Raw genomic sequence first — 19,861 nt, 5'->3', positions numbered from 1 at the left:
ATTCCGCTCCATGACCCGCAACTTCTCGTCCTCTGTCCTGCGCGATGCGCGCCGTCTCGTGGTGAAGGTGGGCTCCAGCCTTGTCACGAACGAAGGCAAGGGACTGGACGAGGAAGCGATCGGCGAATGGTCGCGCCAGCTCGGCGCGCTGGTCCGTGATGGCCGAGAACTGGTCATGGTGTCGAGCGGCGCGATTGCCGAGGGCATGAAGCGCCTGGGCTGGTCCGTGCGGCCCAAGGAGGTCCATGAACTGCAGGCCGCCGCCGCCGTGGGGCAGATGGGCCTGGCCCACATGTACGAGAACAAGCTGCGCGAGAACGGCCTGCGCAGCGCGCAGGTGCTGCTCACGCATGCCGACCTCGCGGACCGCGAGCGTTATCTCAATGCCCGCTCCACCCTGTTGACCCTGCTTGGCCTGGGCGTTCTGCCTGTGATCAACGAGAACGACACCGTCGTCAACGACGAGATCAAGTTCGGTGACAACGACACGCTGGGGGCGCTGGTCGCCAATCTCGTGGATGCGGACGCGCTGGTCATCCTCACCGACCAGAAGGGCCTCTACACCGCCGATCCGCGCAAGAACCCCGATGCCACCTTCGTGCATGAAGCCCGGGCTGGCGATCCCGCGCTGGAGCTGATGGCCGGCGGGGCGGGCTCCAGCATTGGCCGGGGTGGCATGCTGACCAAGATACTGGCGGCCAAGCGGGCGGCCGGATCGGGCGCCTCGACGGTCATCGCCTGGGGGCGGGAACCCGATGCGCTCATGCGGCTGGCACGCGGTGAGGCCATCGGCACGCTGTTGGTGGCCGACACCGCCAAGCACCAGGCCCGCAAGCGCTGGATGGCCGACCACCTGCAATTGCGAGGTGCGGTGATCGTGGACGAGGGTGCTGCGCGCAAGGTCCGGGGCGAGGGCAAGAGCCTGTTGCCCATCGGCATGACGGCCGTCGACGGCGACTTCTCGCGTGGCGACGTCATTGCCATCCGCGATGCGGCCGGTGTCGAGCTGGCCCGTGGCCTGGCGAACTATGCAGCCGCCGAGGCGCGGCTACTCTGCCGACGCTCGTCGACGGACATCGAAGGGCTGCTGGGCTATTCGGCCGAGCCCGAGATGATCCACCGGGACAACCTCGTCCTGATGTGAGCGTGGGGCCTCGAAGGCCCTCTTGCAGTTCGGCGTGATTCGCCGGCCGCATGCGGCGTTGCACCGCTGCTTGGTTGCCGGCCGGCCCGGGCCTGTGGTGCTCAGTTGAGCAGGATTTCCGGGCGCTTGAGTTCGCGCACCATGTCCGTCACGCTCGCCCGCGGCGCGCGTCCCCGGCAGAGCGCCTGCCGGGACAACTCGTACGTGTAGATCGAATTGCGGTCGTCGATCCGCTTCCAGTCGGGGTTGTCGACCAATCGCCACGCGCCATCGGCCGATCGTGCGTAGGTCTTGTATTCCGCCGTGGCGCAGCGCACGCCTTCGTAGAAGGCATTGACGGTGCCGCCGCCCTCGCGCCAACCCAGCACCACGTAGCGAACGACGCCATCCGGCGTGATCACGATGGTCTTGGGGTCGATGCCGAACTTGAGCGTCATGTACGCCGGCATCTCGATCTGCAGCGCACGCTTGACGTCGTAGGCGGGCGGAGGCGGGACTGCCGATTCCTGCCAATCCGGGTTGTCGACCAGCTGCGCATGCGCGGTGCCCGCCACCAAGGCCGCCGTGGCGAGCAGGTGCGTGAACTTCGCCGCTGCCGTCAAGCGCCCCCAGGCGCTAGGGACTTGCGGGTGTCGGGCTGTCGGGATGCGAGGCATGATCGGAGGCACTGTTGGGGTCGGGGTCGAAGGACGCCCCCGGCGGCAATTCGAAGGTGGGCGCAGCGGCAGCGGGCCCGTGCGGTGGCCGATCGCGATGATCGGCCTCGCGGCCTCGCATGCTGCCGCGCAGGAAGCGGTTGCGCATGTCGGGCCGCGGCAGGAAGCGGGCCAGCTCGGTCAACGCCATCTCGTAGACGCCACGCTTGAACTCGACCACCACGTCCAGCGGGACCCAGTAGTCATGCCAGCGCCAGGCGTCGAACTCGGGATGGTCGGTGGCACGCAGGTTGAGATCCCAGTCGTGCCCCACAAGTTGCAGCAGATACCAGATCTGCTTCTGGCCCTTGTAATGGCCGCGGGCGTCGCGGCGGATGTAGCGGTCGGGCACCTCGTAGCGCAACCAGTCGCGGGTGCGGGCCACGATGCGCACGTGGTCGGGCATCAGGCCGACCTCTTCGTGGAGCTCGCGGTACATGGCCTGCTCGGGTGTCTCGCCCCGATCAATCCCGCCTTGAGGAAACTGCCAGGAGTGGGTGCGGATGCGCTTGCCCCAGAACACCTGGTTTTTCTGGTTGAGCAGGATGATGCCGACGTTGGGCCTGAAGCCGTCCCGGTCAAGCATAATCAAACCCCAATTTTTGAACTGGTTCGATTATGCATAGATCGATGCTGGCCGGGGCTTGACGCCGGCCCGCCCAGTTCCCGGCCCCGCGCCGCGTGCGGCACGCCGCCTTCCTTCCTCCAGCTTCTTGCCCTGCAGTCGATGAAAGCATCCCGTTTCCTGGTGTCCACACTCAAGGAGGCCCCGGCCGACGCCGAAGTGGCCAGCCACCGGCTCATGACCCGTGCCGGCATGATCAAGAAGCTCGGCGCGGGCATCTACACGTACATGCCCATGGGTCTGCGCGTGATCCGCAAGGTGGAGGCCATCGTGCGCGAGGAAATGAACCGCGCCGGTGCCGTCGAGATGACCATGCCGGTGGTGCAGCCCGCCGAGCTCTGGCAGGAGACGGGCCGCTTCGACAAGATGGGCCCCGAGCTGCTGCGCATCAAGGACCGGCACGAGCGCGACTTCGTCATCCAGCCCACCAGCGAAGAGGTGGTGACGGACATCGCACGGCAGGAGATCCGCAGCTACAAGCAGCTGCCCAAGAACTTCTACCAGATCCAGACCAAGTTCCGCGATGAGCGCCGTCCGCGCTTCGGCCTGATGCGTGGCCGTGAGTTCATCATGAAGGACGCCTACAGCTTCGACCGCAGCCCAGACGCGGCCAAGGCGAGCTACCAGGTGATGGCCCAGGCCTACCGTCGGATCTTCGACCGCTTCGGCCTGCGCTACCGCGCCGTGGCGGCAGACAGCGGCGCCATCGGCGGCGACCTGAGCGAGGAATTCCAGGTCATCGCCGCCACGGGCGAGGACGCCATCGTCTACTGCCCCGACAGCGACTACGCCGCCAACATGGAGAAGGCCGAGGCGCTGGCGCCCACCGGCCCGCGCGGCGCCGCGACGCAGCAGATGACCAAGACGCCGACGCCCGGCAAGTCCACCTGCGAGGACGTGGCGGCGTTGCTCGGCGTACCGCTTTCGACCACCGTGAAGTCGCTGGTGCTGGCCACCGATTTGCTCGACGACGCGGGCGCCATCAAGGCCACCCAGGTCTGGCTGCTGCTGCTGCGCGGCGACCACGACATGAACGAGGTCAAGGTCGGCAAGCTGCCCGGCTTGGCCGGATTCCGATTCGCCACCGTGGGCGAGATCGAGGCCCACTTCGGCTGCAAGCCCGGCTACCTGGGCCCGCTCCACATGAAGCAGCCGGTCAAGGTGGTGGCCGACCGCGAGGTGGCGCTGATGGCCGACTGGATCTGCGGCGCCAACGAGCCCGACTTCCACATCACCGGGGTCAACTGGGGCCGCGACCTGCCCGAGCCCGACCTGGTGGCCGACCTGCGCAACGTCGTGGCCGGCGACCCGTCGCCCGACGGCAAGGGCGTGCTGGCCATCGAGCGCGGCATCGAGGTGGGCCATGTCTTCTACCTGGGCACCAAGTACAGCCAGGCCATGAACGCCACCTTCCTCGAAGAAGACGGCAAGCCGCGTCCGCTGGAGATGGGCTGCTACGGCATCGGCATCACCCGCCTGCCGGCGGCCGCCATCGAGCAGAACCACGACGAGCGCGGGATCATCTGGCCCGACGCGCTGGCGCCCTTCACGGTGGTGCTGTGCCCCATCGGCATGGACCGCAGCGCCGAGGTCAAGGCGGCTGCAGAGGCCCTGTATGACCAACTGCTGGCCGACGGGGTGGACGTGCTGCTGGACGACCGCAACGAGCGCCCCGGCGCCATGTTCGCCGACTGGGAACTGATCGGCGTGCCGCACCGCCTGGTCATCTCCGACCGCGGCCTGAAGGAGGGCCAGTTCGAATACCAGCACCGCCGCGATACGGCGGCGACCAAGGTGCCTGCAGCAGAGGCGGCGGCCTTCCTGAAGGGCCGCCTGGCGGTGTGACGCAGCAGCGCCTGGCCTTCGCCGATGCGCAGGCCGGCGGGCCGCTCGGCCCTGCTGCAACTGCGGGCACGGCTGCGGTGGCCGAGGCGACGGCGCCTGTGTCCCAGGCCGGGCGCCGTGGCTTCCTGGGCCGCGCGGTGCAGGTGGCGTCCTGGGCTGGACTCGGCGGCCCGCTGTGGCTGCCTTCCACCGCCCACGCCGGCGCCCAGATCGAGGAGCCGCTGGCCGATGCAGTGCGCACCGCGCTGAGTTCGGCCATCCTCAACAACGCCCCGCCGGTTCCGGAGTTCGACGACTTCGCCAGCCGCCTGCACTACCTGCGCTGGCTCGGCACCATGGGTGACCGGCTGCGGCGCAAGGTGTCCGATTGGCAGACCCGCAAGGAGCTTCTGCAGACCATCTGGTACGAGAGTCGCCGCGCCGGCCTGGACGTGAGCCTGGTGCTGGGCCTGATCCAGGTCGAGAGCAACTTCCGCAAGCACGCGGTGTCGAGCGCCGGTGCGCGGGGCTACATGCAGGTGATGCCCTTCTGGGTGCGGACCATCGGCAACGGCGATCCCTCGGTGCTGTTCCACATGCAGACCAACCTGCGCTTCGGCTGCGTGATCCTGCGTCACTATCTGGACCGTGAGCGCGGCGACCTGTTCATGGCGCTGGGTCGATACAACGGCAGCCGCGGCCGCGCGCCGTACCCGGACGCCGTCTTCGCCAACCAGCGCAACTGGAACTTCGATCCTCGTCACACCCCGGGCGGCGCAGGCGAATGACTGGCCGGCGCCGGCCGCCGCCCAGACCGTCGCCGGAGGGCCGCCGACGCTGCGCCCTTCAGTGGCGCACCGCAGGATCGGGCTGCGCTGCGGCCGGTCCGCCGCGGGTGACCATCACCTGGTCGATGCGGTGGCTGTCCACGTCCATCACCTCGAAGGTGAAGCCGGCCCAGCTCACGCTATCGGTGCGGCGCGGCACGCGGCGCAGCATCACCATCAGGAAGCCGGCCAGCGTCTCGTATTCGTCCTCGTGCGGCATCTCGTCGATGCCCAGGGCGCGCTGCACGTCCTGGATGGGCGTGACGCCGTCGATCAGCCAGGAATGCTCGTCGCGCTGCACGATCTGCTGCTCGTCGGTGGAGGCCGGCACCAGATCGCCCATGACCGTGCTCATCACGTCGTTGAGCGTGATGACGCCCACCACCAGGCTGTATTCGTTGACCACGATGGCGAAGTCCTCGTGGGCGGAGCGGAACTGCTCCAGCACCTCGGTCAGCGTCAGCCGGTCGGGAATGACCAGCGCCTTGTGGATCGGCAGGCCCTGGTCGAAGGACAGGGGCTGGCCACCCAGCACGCGCTGGAACATGTCCTTGGCGTCGACATAGCCCAGCACATGGTCGATGTCGCCTTCGCAGACCGGATAGGCGGAATAGGGCTCGGCCACGATGCGCGCGCGCAGCACCGACTCGGGATCGTCGCGGTGCAGCCAGGCGATGCGCTCGCGCGGCGTCATCACGCTGTTGACCATGCGCACGTCCAGCTCGAACACGTTGGCGATCACCTGGTGCTCCTGCGCCGCGAGCACGCCGGCGCGGGTGCCGGCCTCGGACATGGCCAGGATGTCGGCCAGGGTGATCTTGTCCTCGCGCACCATCGGCAGGCCCAGCAGCTTGAACAGGCCATCCGTCATGCGGGTGAACAGCCAGGTGAGCGGCCCCAGCAGCGTGATCAGCCAGCGCATGGGGCGCGCGATGCGCATGGCCATGCGCTCCGGCTCGCTCATGCCCAGCCGCTTGGGGAACAGGTCGGCGAAGACCAGGAAGGCCGCGATGATGGTGATGAAGGAGGCCGTGAAGGCGGCGCGCTGGGCGTTTTCTCCGTCCAGTGCCAGCTCGAAGAGGCGGGCGAAGTAGGGCGTGAGCGCCCCTTCGCCGACCACGCCGCCCAGGATGGCGATGGCGTTCAGGCCGATCTGCACCACGGTGAAGTAGTGGCCCGGCTGCTCCTGCAGCGCGATCACCTCCTGCGCGCGCGCGTCGCCGTCGTCGGCCAGCTGGCGCAGGCGCAGCCGGCGGGCGGCGGCCAGCGAGATCTCGGCGACGGAGAAGAAGGCGCTGACGGCAATCAGCAGCGCGATCAGGAGCAGGCTTTGGGTCAGGGTCATCGGCAGGCAGGAAGTGGCGCCGGCCTGAGGATAGCGTCCTGCCGGCGCCGCGCCGATGGTTCCCGGCCCCTGGCCCGGCAGCGGGGCCGGGTCGAAGCTACTGCACGAAGCCCATGCGCGGCCGCTGGCCGGCGGCGCCGCGCGGCAGGTCGTCCACCTGCATCTGCTCGCGCCGGGCCAGTCGGGCATTGCCGAAGCCGGTCATCAGCGCGCGGCGCATCTCGCGCGGAGCAAGGCTGGCCAGGACGTCGAGCACATCGTCCGCCGGCTCGGCCGCCAGGTGCCGGCCCCAGTCGTGCTCGGCGCGGATCGACAGGTACAGGTTGCGGGCGATGCGCCGCGCCTGCTCCGCCGAGGGCGCCTCGATCTCGAACACGTTCATCCGGTTGAGGATGGGCTCGGGCACGCTGCGCTCGTCGTTGGCGGTGGTGATCCAGATGACCTGGCTGGCGTCGATGGCCACCTCGGCGAATTCGTCGACGAAATGGTGCGCGGTGTCGTGCTCCAGCAGGCCATAGAGCGCGCCGAGCGGGTCGTACTGCGCGTCGGCACTGGCCTTGTCGATCTCGTCCACCACGATCACCGGGTTGGCGTACTGGCCATCCACCAGTGCCTCGAACACCTTGCCGGGCTTGGCGCCCTTCCATTGCGAGGAGGCGCCGGAGAGCAGCCATCCGGCCGTCATCGAGCTCATCGGCACCAGCTGCATGCCGGTGCCCAGCAGCTCCGCCAGCTTGCGCGCGAAATGGGTCTTGCCGATGCCGGGCGGGCCCAGCAGCAGCATGGGCGTCACTTCCAGGCCGTCGCGACTGTCCTGGGCCAGGGCGACGTGGCGGCGCACGTCGTCCAGCGCGTCGGTGAAATTGGGGAGCTGCTCGTAGAGGGCGGCCATGTCGGGCACGCCGCTGGGCTTGACCTGGAAGCGCTCGGGTCCGCGCTCGAGCATGCGGGTGTAGGTGCTGCGCAAGGTCTCGTGATCGCGCTCGGGCAGCTTGGCGAGCCGGCGCTCGACCTCGTGCGTCTCGTAGACGCTGCGCAGTTGCGCCACGGGCAGCTGGAAGCCTGCGCTGGTGGGAACGAGACTGCGGGAATCCATCGGGAACACCTCCGTATCGAACATCAACAACACCTGGTGCGACACAGCATAAGACGTGCCCGCGTTGCTTGCACGCGGGCCGCAGGGGCCGACAGGCGATGTGGCTTGGCGACTACAGGAGGGGAGGCAGTGTCCGAAGGGCGGGGCGCGCGCCATGAAAAAAGGCCCGCGCAAGGCGGGCCGATCGGGGCGCCGAGGCGCCCGTCAGAGAGGCAAGAAGGGCTGCCCTCAGGCGGCCTGGGTCAGCATCTGCTGCAGTTCGCCGGACTCGTACATCTCCATCATGATGTCCGAGCCGCCCACGAATTCGCCCTTGACGTAGAGCTGGGGGATGGTGGGCCAGTTGCTGTATTCCTTGATGCCTTGGCGGATCTCGGCGTCGTCCAGCACGTTGACCGTGGTCAGCGCCTTGGTGTCGACGCCGCAGGCCTTCAGGATCTGGACGGCGCGGCCGGAGAAGCCGCACATGGGAAAGCTCGCGTTGCCCTTCATGAAGAGCACGACATCACTCGACTTCACGATGCCGTCGATGCGTTGCTGAACGTCGCTCATGGGGTTTCCTGTGGGTGGTGGGGTGGTAAGGAGGTGGATTATTTCACCGGGGCCCAGGTTCCGCCGGTGCACCGGGCAATGCCGGACAGGTCCTGGCGGTGCTGGATGTCGGCGAAACCCGCGTCGGCGAGCAACTGCCGCACGGCGGCAGCCTGGTCGTAACCATGTTCCAGCAGCAGCCAGCCGCCCGCGGCCAGGTGTGCGGGCGCGTCGCGCACGATCTGCCGCAGGTCGTCCAGGCCCTCGGTGCCGGCGACCAGAGCGGCGCGGGGCTCGTGGCGCAAGCCGGGCAGGTGCGGGTCGCCTTCGGCGATGTAGGGCGGGTTGCTGACGATCAGGTCGTAGGCGGCCCGGGGCGCGCCTTCGAGCCAGGAGGCCAGGTGGAATGCGACAGGCAGGCCCAGGCGCTGGGCATTCGCTGCCGCCACCGCCAGGGCGTCGGCGCTGGCATCGACCGCCTCGACCCGCGCGTCGGGCCGGGCGCGTTGCACGGCCAGGGCGATGGCGCCGCTGCCGGTGCCCAGGTCGATCACGCGCGGCGCGCTGCGGCCCTGCAGGCAGGCCAGGGCCCAGTCGACCAGCGTCTCGGTGTCCGGCCGCGGCACCAGCACGCGGGCGTCGACTCGCAGGTCCAGGCCGTGGAATTCCTTCTCGCCGAGCAGGTACGCGGCGGGCTCGCCGGCCAGGCGCCGCTGGAAGAGGGCGGCGATGCGCGACCAGTCTTCGGCAGCGAGCGCGTCCGTGTCGTGCGTGAGCAGCCAGGCCCGGTCGTGCGGCGCGCGGCCGAGGGCGAAGAGCAGCAGCAACTGGGCGTCGAGCCGGTCCAGGCCCGCGCGCAGGCCGGCCTGGAGGGCGGCGGCGATGCTGGACGGCGCAGCGTCCGCGAAGAAGGAGGAATCGGAAGGGGCGTCGCCGGGGGCGCGAGAGCCATCCAAGACAGCCGGACGCCCGCTCATGCCTGGCTCGCCTCCAGCTCCGCCAACTGCTCGGCCTCGCGCGCGGCCTGCAGCGCGTCGAGCACCTCGCCCAGGTCGCCTTCCATCACGGCACCCAGCTTGTAGAGCGTGAGGTTGATGCGGTGGTCGGTGAGCCGGCCCTGCGGGAAGTTGTAGGTGCGGATGCGGTCGCTGCGGTCGCCGCTGCCGATCAGGCCCTTGCGCAGCGCGGCCTCCTTGGCGGCGCGCTCGCTGCGCTCCTTCTCCTGCAGTCGGGCCTGCAGCACCTGCAGCGCCTTGGCCTTGTTGCTGTGCTGGCTGCGGCCGTCCTGGCATTCGGCGACCAGGCCGGTGGGCAGGTGCACCACGCGCACGGCCGAGTCGGTCTTGTTGATGTGCTGCCCGCCGGCACCGCTGGCGCGGAAGGTGTCGATGCGCAGGTCGGCCGGGTTGAGGGTGATGGCCTGCGCCTCGTCGGGCTCCGGCATCACGGCCACGGTGCAGGCGCTGGTGTGGATGCGCCCCTGGGTCTCGGTGGCGGGCACGCGCTGCACGCGGTGGCCGCCCGACTCGAAGCGCAGCCGGCCGTAGGCGCCGTCGGCCTCGACGCGCAGCACCACTTCCTTGTAGCCGCCGATCTCGCTCTCGCTGGCGCTCATGATCTCCAGCTTCCAGCCCTGGCTGGCCGCGTGGCGGGTGTACATGCGCGCCAGGTCGCCCGCGAACAGGGCCGATTCGTCGCCGCCGGTGCCGGCGCGGATTTCGAGAAAGGCGTTGCGGGCGTCGTCCGGGTCCTTGGGCAGCAGCAGGCGCTGGAGTTCGTCCGCCAGCTGCTGCAGCTCGGCCGTGGCGGCGGCGATTTCCTCCTGCGCCATCTCGGCCATGTCGGGGTCGTCCAGCATGCCGCGGGCGCTGTCCAGGTCGGCCTCGCGCTGGCGGTAGCGCGCCCAGCGGCCGGCGATGGCCGTGACCTCGGCATGCTCGCGCGAGATGGCGCGGTACTGCGCCATGTCGGCCATGATGTCCTCGCGGGAGAGCAGGAAGTCCAGCTCTTCCAGGCGCTGGGCAAAGCGTTCGAGTTGGTGGCGGAGGAAGTCTTTCACGGGCGAAGCGGAAGGGGAAGCAGGGCCGTGGAGCCCGGGCGGCGCAAAGTGGCTGCGCGGCGGAAGGGAGCGGCCTCGCGCAGAGGCCGCGGCGAGCGGGCGTCGCTAGTTGTCCCGGCGCGGGTCGCCGTTGCGCAGGAAGAGCCGGCTCACCGTCTGCGCCGTCTGCTCGCGGTGCGTGGCGTCGCCGGCATGCAGTTCGGCCAGGGCGCCGTGCAGCATCTTCTGCGTGAGGCCGCGCGACAGGGCCTCCAGCACCGCCTCGACGTCGTCGCCCCGGGCGAGCTGCCGGCGGGCGCGAGCCAGTTCGGCCGCACGCCAGGCATCGGCCTGGGCCTGCAGCTGCTGGATGAGCGGCACGCTGCTGCGCTGGTCCATCCAGTGCAGGAAGTTCTGCACCCCGGCGTCGATGATGGCCTCCGCCTGGGCGACGGCGGCCTGGCGGCTGGCCTCGCCCTGGCGCACCACGTGGGCGAGGTCGTCCACGGTGTACAGGTAGACGTCTTCCAACGCCTTGACCTCGGGCTCGATGTCGCGCGGCACCGCCAGGTCGACCATGAACATGGGCCGGTGCTTGCGCACCTTGAGCGCCCGCTCCACGGCACCCAGGCCGATCAGCGGCAGGGTGCTGGCGGTGCAGCTGACCACGATGTCGAACTCGGCCAGGCGGCCGGGCAGGTCGGCCAGGCGCATGGCCTCGCCGCCCAGGCGGCTGGCGAGCTTCTCACCACGCTCGAGCGTGCGGTTGGCGATGACGATGCTGGCGGGCTGGCGCGCGGCGAAATGTGTGGCGGCGAGGTCGATCATTTCGCCCGCGCCGACGAAGAGCACGCGGGTCTCGCGCAGGTCCTCGAAAAGCTGGCCGGCCAGCCGAACGGCGGCGGCGGCCATGCTGATGGAATGGGCGCCGATCTCGGTGGAGGTGCGCACTTCCTTGGCGACGGCGAAGGAGCGCTGGAACAGCTGGTTGAGCGTGGTGCCCAGCGCGCCGGCCGTTTCGGCGGCGCGGATGGCGTCCTTCATCTGGCCCAGGATCTGGGCCTCGCCGAGCACCATGGAGTCGAGGCCGCTGGCCACGCGGAAGGCATGGCGCGCGGCCTGGCCGTCGGTGAGCGTGTAGGTGTGGGAGCGAAGCAGGGCCGGCGAGACGCCGCCGCTGCCGGCCAGCCAGTCGACCGTGTGCTCCAGTGCGGGCCGGTCGGCAGCGCAGTAGATCTCGGTGCGGTTGCAGGTGGAGAGGATGGCGGCCTCCACTGGCGGATGGCCGCGCAGGCCCACGGCGCTGCGCAGACTCTGCAGGGTGGGCGCGATCTGGTCGACGGCAAACGCGAAGCGGCCGCGCAGGTCGAGCGGCGCGGTCGTGTGGTTCAAGCCGAGTGCCCAGACTGCCATAACTGCGCATTATAAAATTTGCGCCCCTCTTCGGCGCCCTGCACTGCAGCAAATCCTCCTATTGCAGTCATGTGCCGGTCGATCCGCGACGCATGTCCCCCCTCCAGTTTCTCGATCACCTGCTGAATTTTGTGGCGCCTGCCGTGGTCGTGGCGGGGTGGCTGGCCCTGGGCCTGCGCGTGCTGCAACGCGCACGCTCGGTGCGCGTGCCGCTGTGGAAGCAGGTGGCCGTCACCACGGGCGCTGGCGTCGCGACGCTGCTCGGCGGTCTGGTGCTGACGGGCCACGACGGGCGCGTGGCCACCTATGCGGCACTCGTGGTGGTCGCCGGGACTGTGCAGTGGGCGCTTCTGCGCGGCGGGCGCTGATCCCGTCTCGCTCCCTTTCCTGCGGGTAAGCCCGAGCTTTTCGGGGCCTCGTTCGATCCATAACATGAATATGAATTCATGTTCATGTTGAGTCGATGCGGGAAGAACTTGTTCAGAAAGCCGCCGGCACGCTGCCGGCGCAGCATGCCGTCACGCCCAAGCGTCCGCGCGGCCAGGAACGCCAGCAGGCGCTGATCGAAGCCGGGCTGCAGCTGACGGCCAGCCGCCGCTGGTCCGAGGTGACGGTCAGCGACATCGCCCAGGCCATCGGCTGCTCGGTCGGCACCTTCTACACGCGCTTCCACAACAAGGAGGCCTACTTCGCCGTGCTGCAGCAGTTGCTGGCAGAGGTGCTGCAACAGCGGCTCGACGCCTTCCACGCCGCGCCGGAGCGCGAGGGCGAGACGCCGGCCCAGTTCCTCCAGGCCTGGGTCGGGCTGATGGTCCATTCCTTCCGGCTGCACCGCGGGCTCTATGCCGCGGCGCTGGGGCAGACCCAGCAGCAGCCGCGCGACGCCAACACGGCGCATCCGCTGGCGCAACTGCGGCTGGTCACGCGCGGACGGCTGGCGGCGGCCATGGCGCGCTGGCCGCAATGGCAGGGCGAGGCCGCCGCCGCGCGCCTGGGCTTCGCCCACCAGATGCTGCACGGGCTGCTGGTCAGCGCCGTGCTGACCGACCCCGGCCCGGTGCGGCTGGGAGACGACGCCCTGGTCACGCAGACCGCCGAGGCGCTCGGCGCCTACCTGGGCATCGTGCCCGTGCACAAGGACAACCAGCCATGAAGACCGCCTACGGCCCCACCCTCGACCTCCAGCGCCTGGCCGCGGCCGGTGCGCCGCCGGAGGACGGCGAGGACTTCGACGACGCCCGGCGTGGCTTTCTCGGCAGCGACGACGAGGCCGAGGTGGCCGGCGTCTCCGGCGCGCCGGTCTGGAGCCTGCGTCCCTACGCCTTCCTCGACGACGAGACGCCCGCGCCCACCGTCAACCCGGCGCTCTGGCGCCAGGCGCGGCTCAACCGCATCCACGGCCTCTTCCAGGTCACGCCGCGCATCTTCCAGGTGCGCGGCTACGACCTGGCCAACATCACCTTCATCGAGGGCGACGAGGGCCTGATCGCCCTCGACGCCCTCACCGTGCCCGAGACCGCCGCCGCCGCGCTGCGCCTGTACCGCCGCCTGCGCGACCCCGAGGGCCGACGGCCGCTGCACACGGTGATCTACAGCCACAGCCACAGCGACCATTTCGGCGGCGTCGCCGGCCTTGTCTCGCAGAAGGACGTGGACGCCGGCCGTGTGCAGGTGATCGCGCCGGTGGGCTTCATGCACCACGCGGTGGCCGAGAACGTGATCGGCGGCGTCGCCATGGCGCGGCGGGCGCAGTTCCAGTTCGGCCACACGCTGCCGGTGGGCGCCGACGGCCAGGTGGACGCCGGCCTGGGCAAGAGCCTGCCGCGCGGCCGTCCCTCGCTGATCGCGCCCACCTGGGAGATCGTGCAGGACGTCGAGGCTCACACCATCGACGGCGTGGCCATCGAGTTCCAGCTGGCGCCCGACACCGAGGCGCCGGCCGAGATGCATTTCTACTTTCCGGGCGAGCGCGCCCTCAACCTGGCCGAGAACGCCACGCGCACGCTGCACAACCTCTGCCCGCTGCGCGGCGCCAAGGTGCGCGACTCGCTCGCCTGGTCCAAATACCTGCACGAGGCGCTGCAGCGCTGGGGCGACCGCAGCGACGTGGCGCTGGCCCAGCACCACTGGCCCACCTGGGGCCAGGACCGGGTGCAGGGCTTCCTGCGCGAGCAGCGCGACCTGTACCGCTGGCTGCACGACCAGACGGTGCGGCTGATGAGCCACGGCCTCAAGTCGGCCGAGATCGCCGAAGGCCTGACCATGCCGGGCCCGCTGGCGCGGCGCTGGCATGCGCGCGGCTTCTACGGCACGGTCTCGCACAACGTGAAGGCCATCTACCAGCACTACCTGTCCTGGTACGACGCCCATCCGGCCAACCTGCATGCGCATCCGCCCGTGGCGGCCGCCGAACGCTACGTGCGCTACATGGGCGGCATCGACGCGCTGGTCGAGCGGGCGCGCGAAGACCTGGATCGTGGCGACTACCGCTGGGTGGCCGAGGTCATGAAGCATGCCGTCTATGCGCATCCGGACCATGCCGGGGCCCGCGCGCTGGCCGCCGAGGCGCTGGAGCAGATGGGCTTCGCCGCCGAATCCGCCACCTGGCGCAATGCCTTCCTGCTGGGCGCGCGCGAATACCGCGAGGGCCCACCCGCAGCGCCGGCCGTGCCCGGCGGCAGCGCCATGCTGGCAGCGCTGGGCAACGGCCTGCTCTTCGACGCGCTGGCCGTGCGGCTGAACGCACCGCGTGCCGGCGAGCTGGCCTGCGTGGTGGGCCTGCACCTGGTCGACAGCGGCGAGCACTGGCGGCTGGAGCTGTCCAACGGCGCGCTGAGCCCGATCCGCGTGCCCTCGGCCGAGGCGCCCTGCGACGTGCACCTGACGCTGCCGCGCCGCGCCCTCAATGCCCTGCTGGCGCGCCAGCAGACGCTGCCGGAGCTGGTAGGCGCCGGCGAGGCTCAACTGCGCGGCGACGCCAGCCTGCTGCCGCGCTTCTTCGGCCTGCTCGACAACTTCAGCGGCAGCTTCCCGGTGGTCGACGCGGCCCGCTGGCCCGACTGACGTCCGTACGCGCGAGGTCGCCGCGCAACGTGCGGCGGCCGGCCCGCGCCCCGACTCCGATTCCTCCCAGCGTTCAGGAGACGCGCCATGCCCGAGAACAACAAGGAAGAGCACTTCGACTACGTCATCGTCGGCGGCGGCACCGCCGGCTGCACGCTGGCGGGCCGGCTCAGCGAGGACCCGCGGGTCACCGTCGCGTTGCTCGAAGCCGGCGGCAGCGACGCCAGCGGCTGGGTGACCGTGCCCATGGGCCTGATCGGCACCGTGCCCACACGACGCATGAACTGGGCCTTCGAGACCGAGCCGCAGCCCGGCCTGGGCGGCCGCCGCGGCTACCAGCCGCGCGGCAGGGTGCTGGGCGGCAGCTCGTCGATCAACGCCATGATCTACGTGCGCGGCCATCCCGCGGACTACGACGAATGGGCGGCGCTGGGCTGCACCGGCTGGAGCTGGCAGGAGGTGCTGCCCTACTTCCTGCGCAGCGAGGGCAACACGTCGCTGCCCGCCTCGGCGCTGCACGCGACGGACGGGCCGCTCAAGGTCTCCGACATCCGCTCGCCCGCTGCCTTCAACCAGCGCTTCCTGGATGCGGGCGTGCAATGCGGCTACGCGCTCAACCCCGACTTCAATGGCGAGCGCCAGGAGGGCGTGGGCTGGTTCCAGGTCACGCAGAACGGCGGCGAGCGCTGGAATGCGCAGCGGGCCTACCTGGCACCGGCGCGCAACCGGCCGAACCTGCGCGTGATCACCGGCGCCCATGCGCTGGGCCTGCGCATGGAGGGCCGGCGCGTGACCGGCGTGGACGTCTCGGTCGACGGCCAGCATCGCCGCCTGACCGCGCGCGCCGAGACCCTGCTGTGCGCGGGCGCCTTCGGCAGCCCGCAGCTGTTGATGCTCTCGGGCATCGGCCCGGCCGACGCACTGCAGGCGCAGGGCATCGCGGTGCGCCATGCGTTGCCGGGCGTGGGCCGCAACCTGCAGGACCACCTGGACTGCGTGCTGTCGCGGCGCTGGTTCGACCTGGAACTCTTCGGCCGCACGCCGCAGGGTCTGGTGTCGCTCTTCCGGCACTGGGGCCGCTGGCGTCGCGACCGCGAGGGCTGCTTTTCCACCAACTTCAACGAGGCTGGCGCCTTCCTGTGCAGCCGGCCGGGCCTGGCGAGGCCCGACATCGGCCTTCACTTCTCGCGCGCCCAGGTGCAGGACCATGGCCGTCGCCAGATGCCCGGCCACGGCTACGGCCTGCATGCCTGCGTGCTGCGGCCGGCCTCGCGCGGCACCGTGGGCCTGCACAGCGCCGACCCGCATGCGGCGCCGCGCATCGACCCGGCTTTCCTCTCCGATCCGCAGGACATGGCGGCCATGGTCGAGGCCTACCGCATCTGCCGCCGCATCCTGGCGGCGCCGGCCTTCGCCGACGTGCGGGGCATTCCCGGCCGCGACGAGCCGGACCCGGCCGATCGCATGGGCGTGGAGGCCTACATCCGCGCCACGGCCGACACCATCTACCACCCCGTCGGCACCTGCCGCATGGGGCAGGACGAGCAGGCCGTCACCGATCCTGAACTTCGCGTGCACGGCCTGGACGGGCTGCGCGTGGTCGACGCGTCGGTCATGCCGCGGCTGATCGGCGGCAACACCAATGCGCCGACCTACATGCTGGCGGAGAAGGCGGCCGACCTGATCCGCGGCCGGTCCTGCCCTGCCGCGGCGCCCGCCCCGACGCCTGCGGCGGAGACCGCCACCCTCGCCGCCGTGTAGGTCGCACGCCGCCTCCAGTCACACCCGCTCGCCGCGTCCCGCCCTCCCGCCCCCGGCACCGAAACCCAGGAGCCCGCCATGCCCGCCGCCCAACCGCCCGAAGCCCCCGCCTACCAGGGCCATGCCGGCCGCACCCTGGCCGAGTCGCGCCCCTGGTGGCCCGAACCCGCCCGCCCCGCGCCCGGCACGCCCAATGTGCTCGTGGTGCTGTTCGACGACGTCGGCTTCTCCGACTTCGGCTGCTACGGCTCGGACATCGCCACGCCCACCATCGACGCGCTGGCGCAGCAGGGCGTGCGCTGCACCGGCTTCCACACCACCGCCATGTGCTCGACCACGCGGGCCTCGCTGCTCACCGGCCGCAACCACCATGCGGTGGGCATGGGCTGCCTGGCCAACTTCGACTCGGGCTACCCGGGCTACCGCGGCAAGATCGCACGCGACGCGCCCACGCTGGCCGAGATGCTGCGCCCGCACGGCTACAACAACTACATGGTCGGCAAGTGGCATGTCACGCCGGTCAGCGAGACCGGCCCCGGCGGTCCCTACGACGGCTGGCCGCTGCGCCGTGGCTTCGACCGCTTCTACGGCTTCCTCGATGCCGAGACCGACCAGTACAGCCCCGAGCTGGTCCAGGACAACACGCTCATCGCCGCGCCTGGCACCTACGAGAGCGGCTACCACCTGACCGAAGACCTGGTGACCCAGGCCATCCGCATGATCGCGGACCACCAGGCCGACCGGCCGCGCCAGCCGTGGTTCACCTTCCTGGCGCTGGGCGCCTGCCACGCGCCGCACCAGGCGCCGGCCGAACTCATCGCCCACTACGACCAGCGCTTCGCCCACGGCTGGGACGAGGAGCGCGCCCGCCGCCTGGCGCGGCAGATCGCCATGGGCGTGGTGCCGCCCGGCACGCAGCTGCCCGAGCGCAACCCCGGCGTCGAGGCCTGGGGCGACCTTCCGCCCGAGCAGCAGCGCCTGTTCACCCGCCTGCAGGCGGCCTATGCCGCGATGCTCGACCATGCCGACCAGCACCTGGCGCGGCTGGTCGCCTTCCTGGAGGAAGCGGGCCTGCGCGAGGACACGCTGATCCTCGTGCTCTCCGACAACGGCGCCAGCCAGGAAGGCGGCCCGCTCGGCATGGTCAATGCCATGGGCCCCTTCAACCTGCTGCAGGAGACGCTGCAGACCAAGCTGGCGCGCATCGACGACATCGGCGGGCTCGACACGCACAGCAACTTTCCCTACGGCTGGGCGATGACGGCCAACACGCCGCTCAAGCGCTACAAGCAGAACACGCATGGCGGCGGCATCCGCGATCCGTTGGTCGTCTCCTGGCCGCGCGGCATCGCGGGCGACGGCGCGCTGTGGAAGGGCTTCTGCCACGTGAGCGACCTGGCGCCCACGGTGCTCGATCTGCTGAAGCTGGCGCCGCCCACGCAGGTGGAGGGCGTGGCCGCGCAGCCCATGACCGGCCAGAGCTTCGCCGCCTGCCTGCGCGACACGGCCGCTGCCGGGCAGCGGGGCCCGCAGTACTTCGAGATGTTCGGCCACCGGGGCCTGTGGCACGAGGGCTGGAAGGCCGTGGCCTGGCATGCCGTCAACACGCCCTTCGAGGCCGACGTGTGGGAGCTCTACCACCTGGACGAGGACTTCTCGGAGACGCGCGACCTGGCGGCGGTCCATCCCGAGCGCCTCGAAGCGCTGAAGGCCCTGTGGTGGCGCGAGGCCGAGGCCAACCAGGTGCTGCCGCTGGACGACCGTTTCGCGCCGCGCTTTGCCGAGAACGGCCGGCGCGTGCACGGCCCGCGCACCCACTTCGTGCTCCATGCCGGCATGGGCCACCTGCCCAACGACGTGGCACCCGACGTGCGCAGCCGCGACTACCGCATCGAGGCCTACGTCCGCATCGACCGTGCCGATGCGCGGGGCGTGCTGGTGGCGCATGGCGACGCCACCTGCGGCTACAGCCTGTACCTCAAGAACGGCCACCTGGTGCACGACATGAACGTGGGCGGGCGCCACCACCTCATCGTCTCGGAGCGGCCCTTCGTCCCGGGTCACCATGTGCTGGGCCTGCAGATGCGCCTCGGCCCCTGGGTGCGTGTGCGGCTGCCGGTGATCGGCATGACCATCATGCCCTCCACCCGCACGGCCACGCTGCTGATGGACGGCGAGCCGGTGGGCCGGCTGGACACGCGCATGCTGGGCTTCAACAGCCAGGTGTCCTTCTCGGGCCTGGACATCGGGCTGGACCGTGGCAGCCCGGTGTCGCACTACCCGGCACCGTTCGTGCTGCAGGGTGCCCGGCTGTTCCGCGTCGAGTACCAGCTCGACCCGCTGCAGCGCCTCGATCCCGAGCTGCTGGCGCTGGTGGAGATGGCCCGGCAGTAGTGCAGCGCGCCGCATGCCATCGCCGCCATCCCGACGACACGACGACACGACGACACGACGACACCGACACACAACCAGAGGAGACAACCATGCAACGCCGAGAACTGCTTGCCGCCGGCCTGGCGGCCCTGCCTGCCCTCGCGCCCGTGGCGGCGCGCGCGCAGACGCCCCTGCGCATCGTCACCACCGACCAGCCCGGCGGCGGCATGGACGCGCTGTTGCGGCCTCTGGCCGACCGCCTGGGCCAGAGCCTCGGCCGCCCGGTGCTGGTGGAGAACCGCGCCGGCGCCCAGGGCCGCATCGGTGGGCAGGTGGTCGCCACCAGCCCGCCGGACGGCAACACGCTGCTCGTCACCGTGCAGGCGGGCGTGGTCATCAATCCGCAGGCCTACCCGAGCTGGCCCTACAACCCGCTCACCGACCTGATTCCGGTGACGGACATGGGGCGCGGCAGCCTGCTGCTGCTGACCGGTCCGTCGATGCCGGCCAACGACTTCGCGGGCCTGGCGAAATGGCTGCAGGCGCAGCCCAAGGGCAGCGTGAGCTACGGCACCTACAGCCCCGGCACCATCTCCCATTTCGGCGGCGTGCTGCTGGCCAAGTCGCTGGGGGTGGACATGGTGGCCGTGCACTACAAGGCCTCGGGCGATCAGGTGCGCGACCTGGCGGGCGGGCAGGTGGCGCTCGGTTGGGGCCCGGCCGCTGGCTCGGTCGGGCAACTGATCAAGAGCGGCCGACTCAAGGCCATGGCCTACCTGGGGCCCAAGCGGCTGCCGGCCTTCCCGGAGGTGCCGACCATCCGCGAGCTGGGCAATCCCAGCGTGGAGCTGGACGGCTGGATCGGTGTCTTCGCGCCCCGCGGCACGCCCGCCGAGGCGGTCACGCACCTGCAGCAGGAAATCGCCCGCGCCATCGCCGCGCCGCAGATGCGCGACCTCTACCTCAACGTGGGCTTCATGCCGGGCGGCGCGTCGCCGGCCGAGTTCGCGCAGCTGGTCAAGTCGGACTGGCAGCGCTTCGGCGAGACGATCCGGATGATGGACTACCGGCCCGAGTGAGCGGGACGCCTGCGGCGCGTCCTTGCCTGCCGGGCACCCGCGCGATC

The 19,861-nt window shown here is 70.6% G+C and carries 17 protein-coding genes; 9 read left to right on the top strand and 8 right to left on the bottom strand.

What is annotated here, in order from left to right; genetic code table 11:
- Nucleotides 1–10 precede the first annotated feature (10 nt).
- Complete coding sequence (gene proB, locus L0984_RS28170) at nt 11–1,144, top strand: glutamate 5-kinase (RefSeq protein WP_234197714.1); 1,134 nt, start codon at nt 11–13, stop codon at nt 1,142–1,144.
- A 101-nt stretch (nt 1,145–1,245) separates the two neighbouring features.
- Here the strand turns inward: proB and L0984_RS28165 are convergent, their stop codons facing one another.
- The gene (locus L0984_RS28165) at nt 1,246–1,746 is read right to left on the bottom strand and encodes a CNP1-like family protein (protein WP_234197713.1); all 501 of its coding nucleotides are present in this window, start codon (nt 1,744–1,746) and stop codon (nt 1,246–1,248) included.
- Between the two features lie 13 nt (nt 1,747–1,759).
- On the bottom strand, nt 1,760–2,425 hold the full coding sequence (locus tag L0984_RS28160) for an RNA pyrophosphohydrolase (protein ID WP_017761184.1): 666 nt from the start codon (nt 2,423–2,425) through the stop codon (nt 1,760–1,762).
- A gap of 141 nt (nt 2,426–2,566) precedes the next feature.
- Here L0984_RS28160 and L0984_RS28155 point away from each other — a divergent pair, with 141 nt between their 5' ends.
- Nucleotides 2,567–4,309 (top strand): proline--tRNA ligase, encoded by a 1,743-nt coding sequence (locus L0984_RS28155; protein WP_234197712.1) that lies wholly within the window; start codon nt 2,567–2,569, stop codon nt 4,307–4,309.
- 98 nt (nt 4,310–4,407) lie between these two features.
- The gene (locus L0984_RS28150) at nt 4,408–5,076 is read left to right on the top strand and encodes a lytic transglycosylase domain-containing protein (protein WP_370646220.1); all 669 of its coding nucleotides are present in this window, start codon (nt 4,408–4,410) and stop codon (nt 5,074–5,076) included.
- 58 nt (nt 5,077–5,134) lie between these two features.
- Here the strand turns inward: L0984_RS28150 and L0984_RS28145 are convergent, their stop codons facing one another.
- The 6 genes from L0984_RS28145 to hemA form a co-directional block, all read right to left on the bottom strand.
- A complete protein-coding gene (locus tag L0984_RS28145; RefSeq protein WP_234197711.1) occupies nt 5,135–6,460 on the bottom strand; it encodes a hemolysin family protein in 1,326 nt (441 codons plus the stop codon).
- 97 nt (nt 6,461–6,557) lie between these two features.
- Nucleotides 6,558–7,556, bottom strand: coding sequence for an AAA family ATPase (locus L0984_RS28140; RefSeq protein ID WP_017761180.1), 999 nt, complete (start codon nt 7,554–7,556; stop codon nt 6,558–6,560).
- A gap of 228 nt (nt 7,557–7,784) precedes the next feature.
- Entirely contained in the window at nt 7,785–8,108 is a 324-nt protein-coding gene (gene grxD / locus L0984_RS28135; RefSeq protein WP_017761179.1) for a Grx4 family monothiol glutaredoxin, read from the bottom strand.
- 38 nt (nt 8,109–8,146) lie between these two features.
- Nucleotides 8,147–9,064 carry a peptide chain release factor N(5)-glutamine methyltransferase gene (prmC, locus tag L0984_RS28130; protein ID WP_234197710.1) on the bottom strand — a complete coding sequence of 306 codons (918 nt, stop codon included), beginning with the start codon at nt 9,062–9,064 and terminating at the stop codon, nt 8,147–8,149.
- Complete coding sequence (prfA, locus tag L0984_RS28125; RefSeq protein ID WP_234197709.1) at nt 9,061–10,146, bottom strand: peptide chain release factor 1; 1,086 nt, start codon at nt 10,144–10,146, stop codon at nt 9,061–9,063. The genes prmC and prfA overlap by 4 nt, the downstream gene beginning before the upstream one ends.
- Nucleotides 10,147–10,251: 105 nt before the next feature.
- Nucleotides 10,252–11,538 (bottom strand): glutamyl-tRNA reductase, encoded by a 1,287-nt coding sequence (gene hemA / locus L0984_RS28120; protein ID WP_076511518.1) that lies wholly within the window; start codon nt 11,536–11,538, stop codon nt 10,252–10,254.
- Between the two features lie 92 nt (nt 11,539–11,630).
- Here hemA and L0984_RS28115 point away from each other — a divergent pair, with 92 nt between their 5' ends.
- The 6 genes from L0984_RS28115 (at nt 11,631) to L0984_RS28090 (ending at nt 19,814) form a co-directional block, all read left to right on the top strand.
- Nucleotides 11,631–11,906 (top strand): hypothetical protein, encoded by a 276-nt coding sequence (locus tag L0984_RS28115; RefSeq protein ID WP_234197708.1) that lies wholly within the window; start codon nt 11,631–11,633, stop codon nt 11,904–11,906.
- A gap of 95 nt (nt 11,907–12,001) precedes the next feature.
- Complete coding sequence (locus L0984_RS28110) at nt 12,002–12,691, top strand: TetR/AcrR family transcriptional regulator (RefSeq protein ID WP_234197707.1); 690 nt, start codon at nt 12,002–12,004, stop codon at nt 12,689–12,691.
- Nucleotides 12,688–14,601: an alkyl/aryl-sulfatase gene (locus tag L0984_RS28105; RefSeq protein WP_234197706.1), complete on the top strand. Its 1,914-nt coding sequence runs from the start codon at nt 12,688–12,690 to the stop codon at nt 14,599–14,601. Before L0984_RS28110 ends, L0984_RS28105 begins: the two co-directional genes overlap by 4 nt.
- Before the next feature lie 87 nt (nt 14,602–14,688).
- Nucleotides 14,689–16,362: a GMC family oxidoreductase gene (locus tag L0984_RS28100; RefSeq protein ID WP_234197705.1), complete on the top strand. Its 1,674-nt coding sequence runs from the start codon at nt 14,689–14,691 to the stop codon at nt 16,360–16,362.
- 78 nt (nt 16,363–16,440) lie between these two features.
- Nucleotides 16,441–18,756 carry an arylsulfatase gene (locus L0984_RS28095; RefSeq protein WP_234197704.1) on the top strand — a complete coding sequence of 772 codons (2,316 nt, stop codon included), beginning with the start codon at nt 16,441–16,443 and terminating at the stop codon, nt 18,754–18,756.
- 89 nt (nt 18,757–18,845) lie between these two features.
- A complete protein-coding gene (locus L0984_RS28090; protein WP_234197703.1) occupies nt 18,846–19,814 on the top strand; it encodes a Bug family tripartite tricarboxylate transporter substrate binding protein in 969 nt (322 codons plus the stop codon).
- Nucleotides 19,815–19,861: the final 47 nt, after the last annotated feature.

Source organism: Pseudacidovorax sp. NFM-22, assembly GCF_021401245.1.
GTDB lineage: Bacteria > Pseudomonadota > Gammaproteobacteria > Burkholderiales > Burkholderiaceae_C > Xenophilus.
The sequence above is the reverse complement of the archived record's forward strand: the minus strand, read 5'-3'. Positions and strand labels throughout refer to the sequence as shown.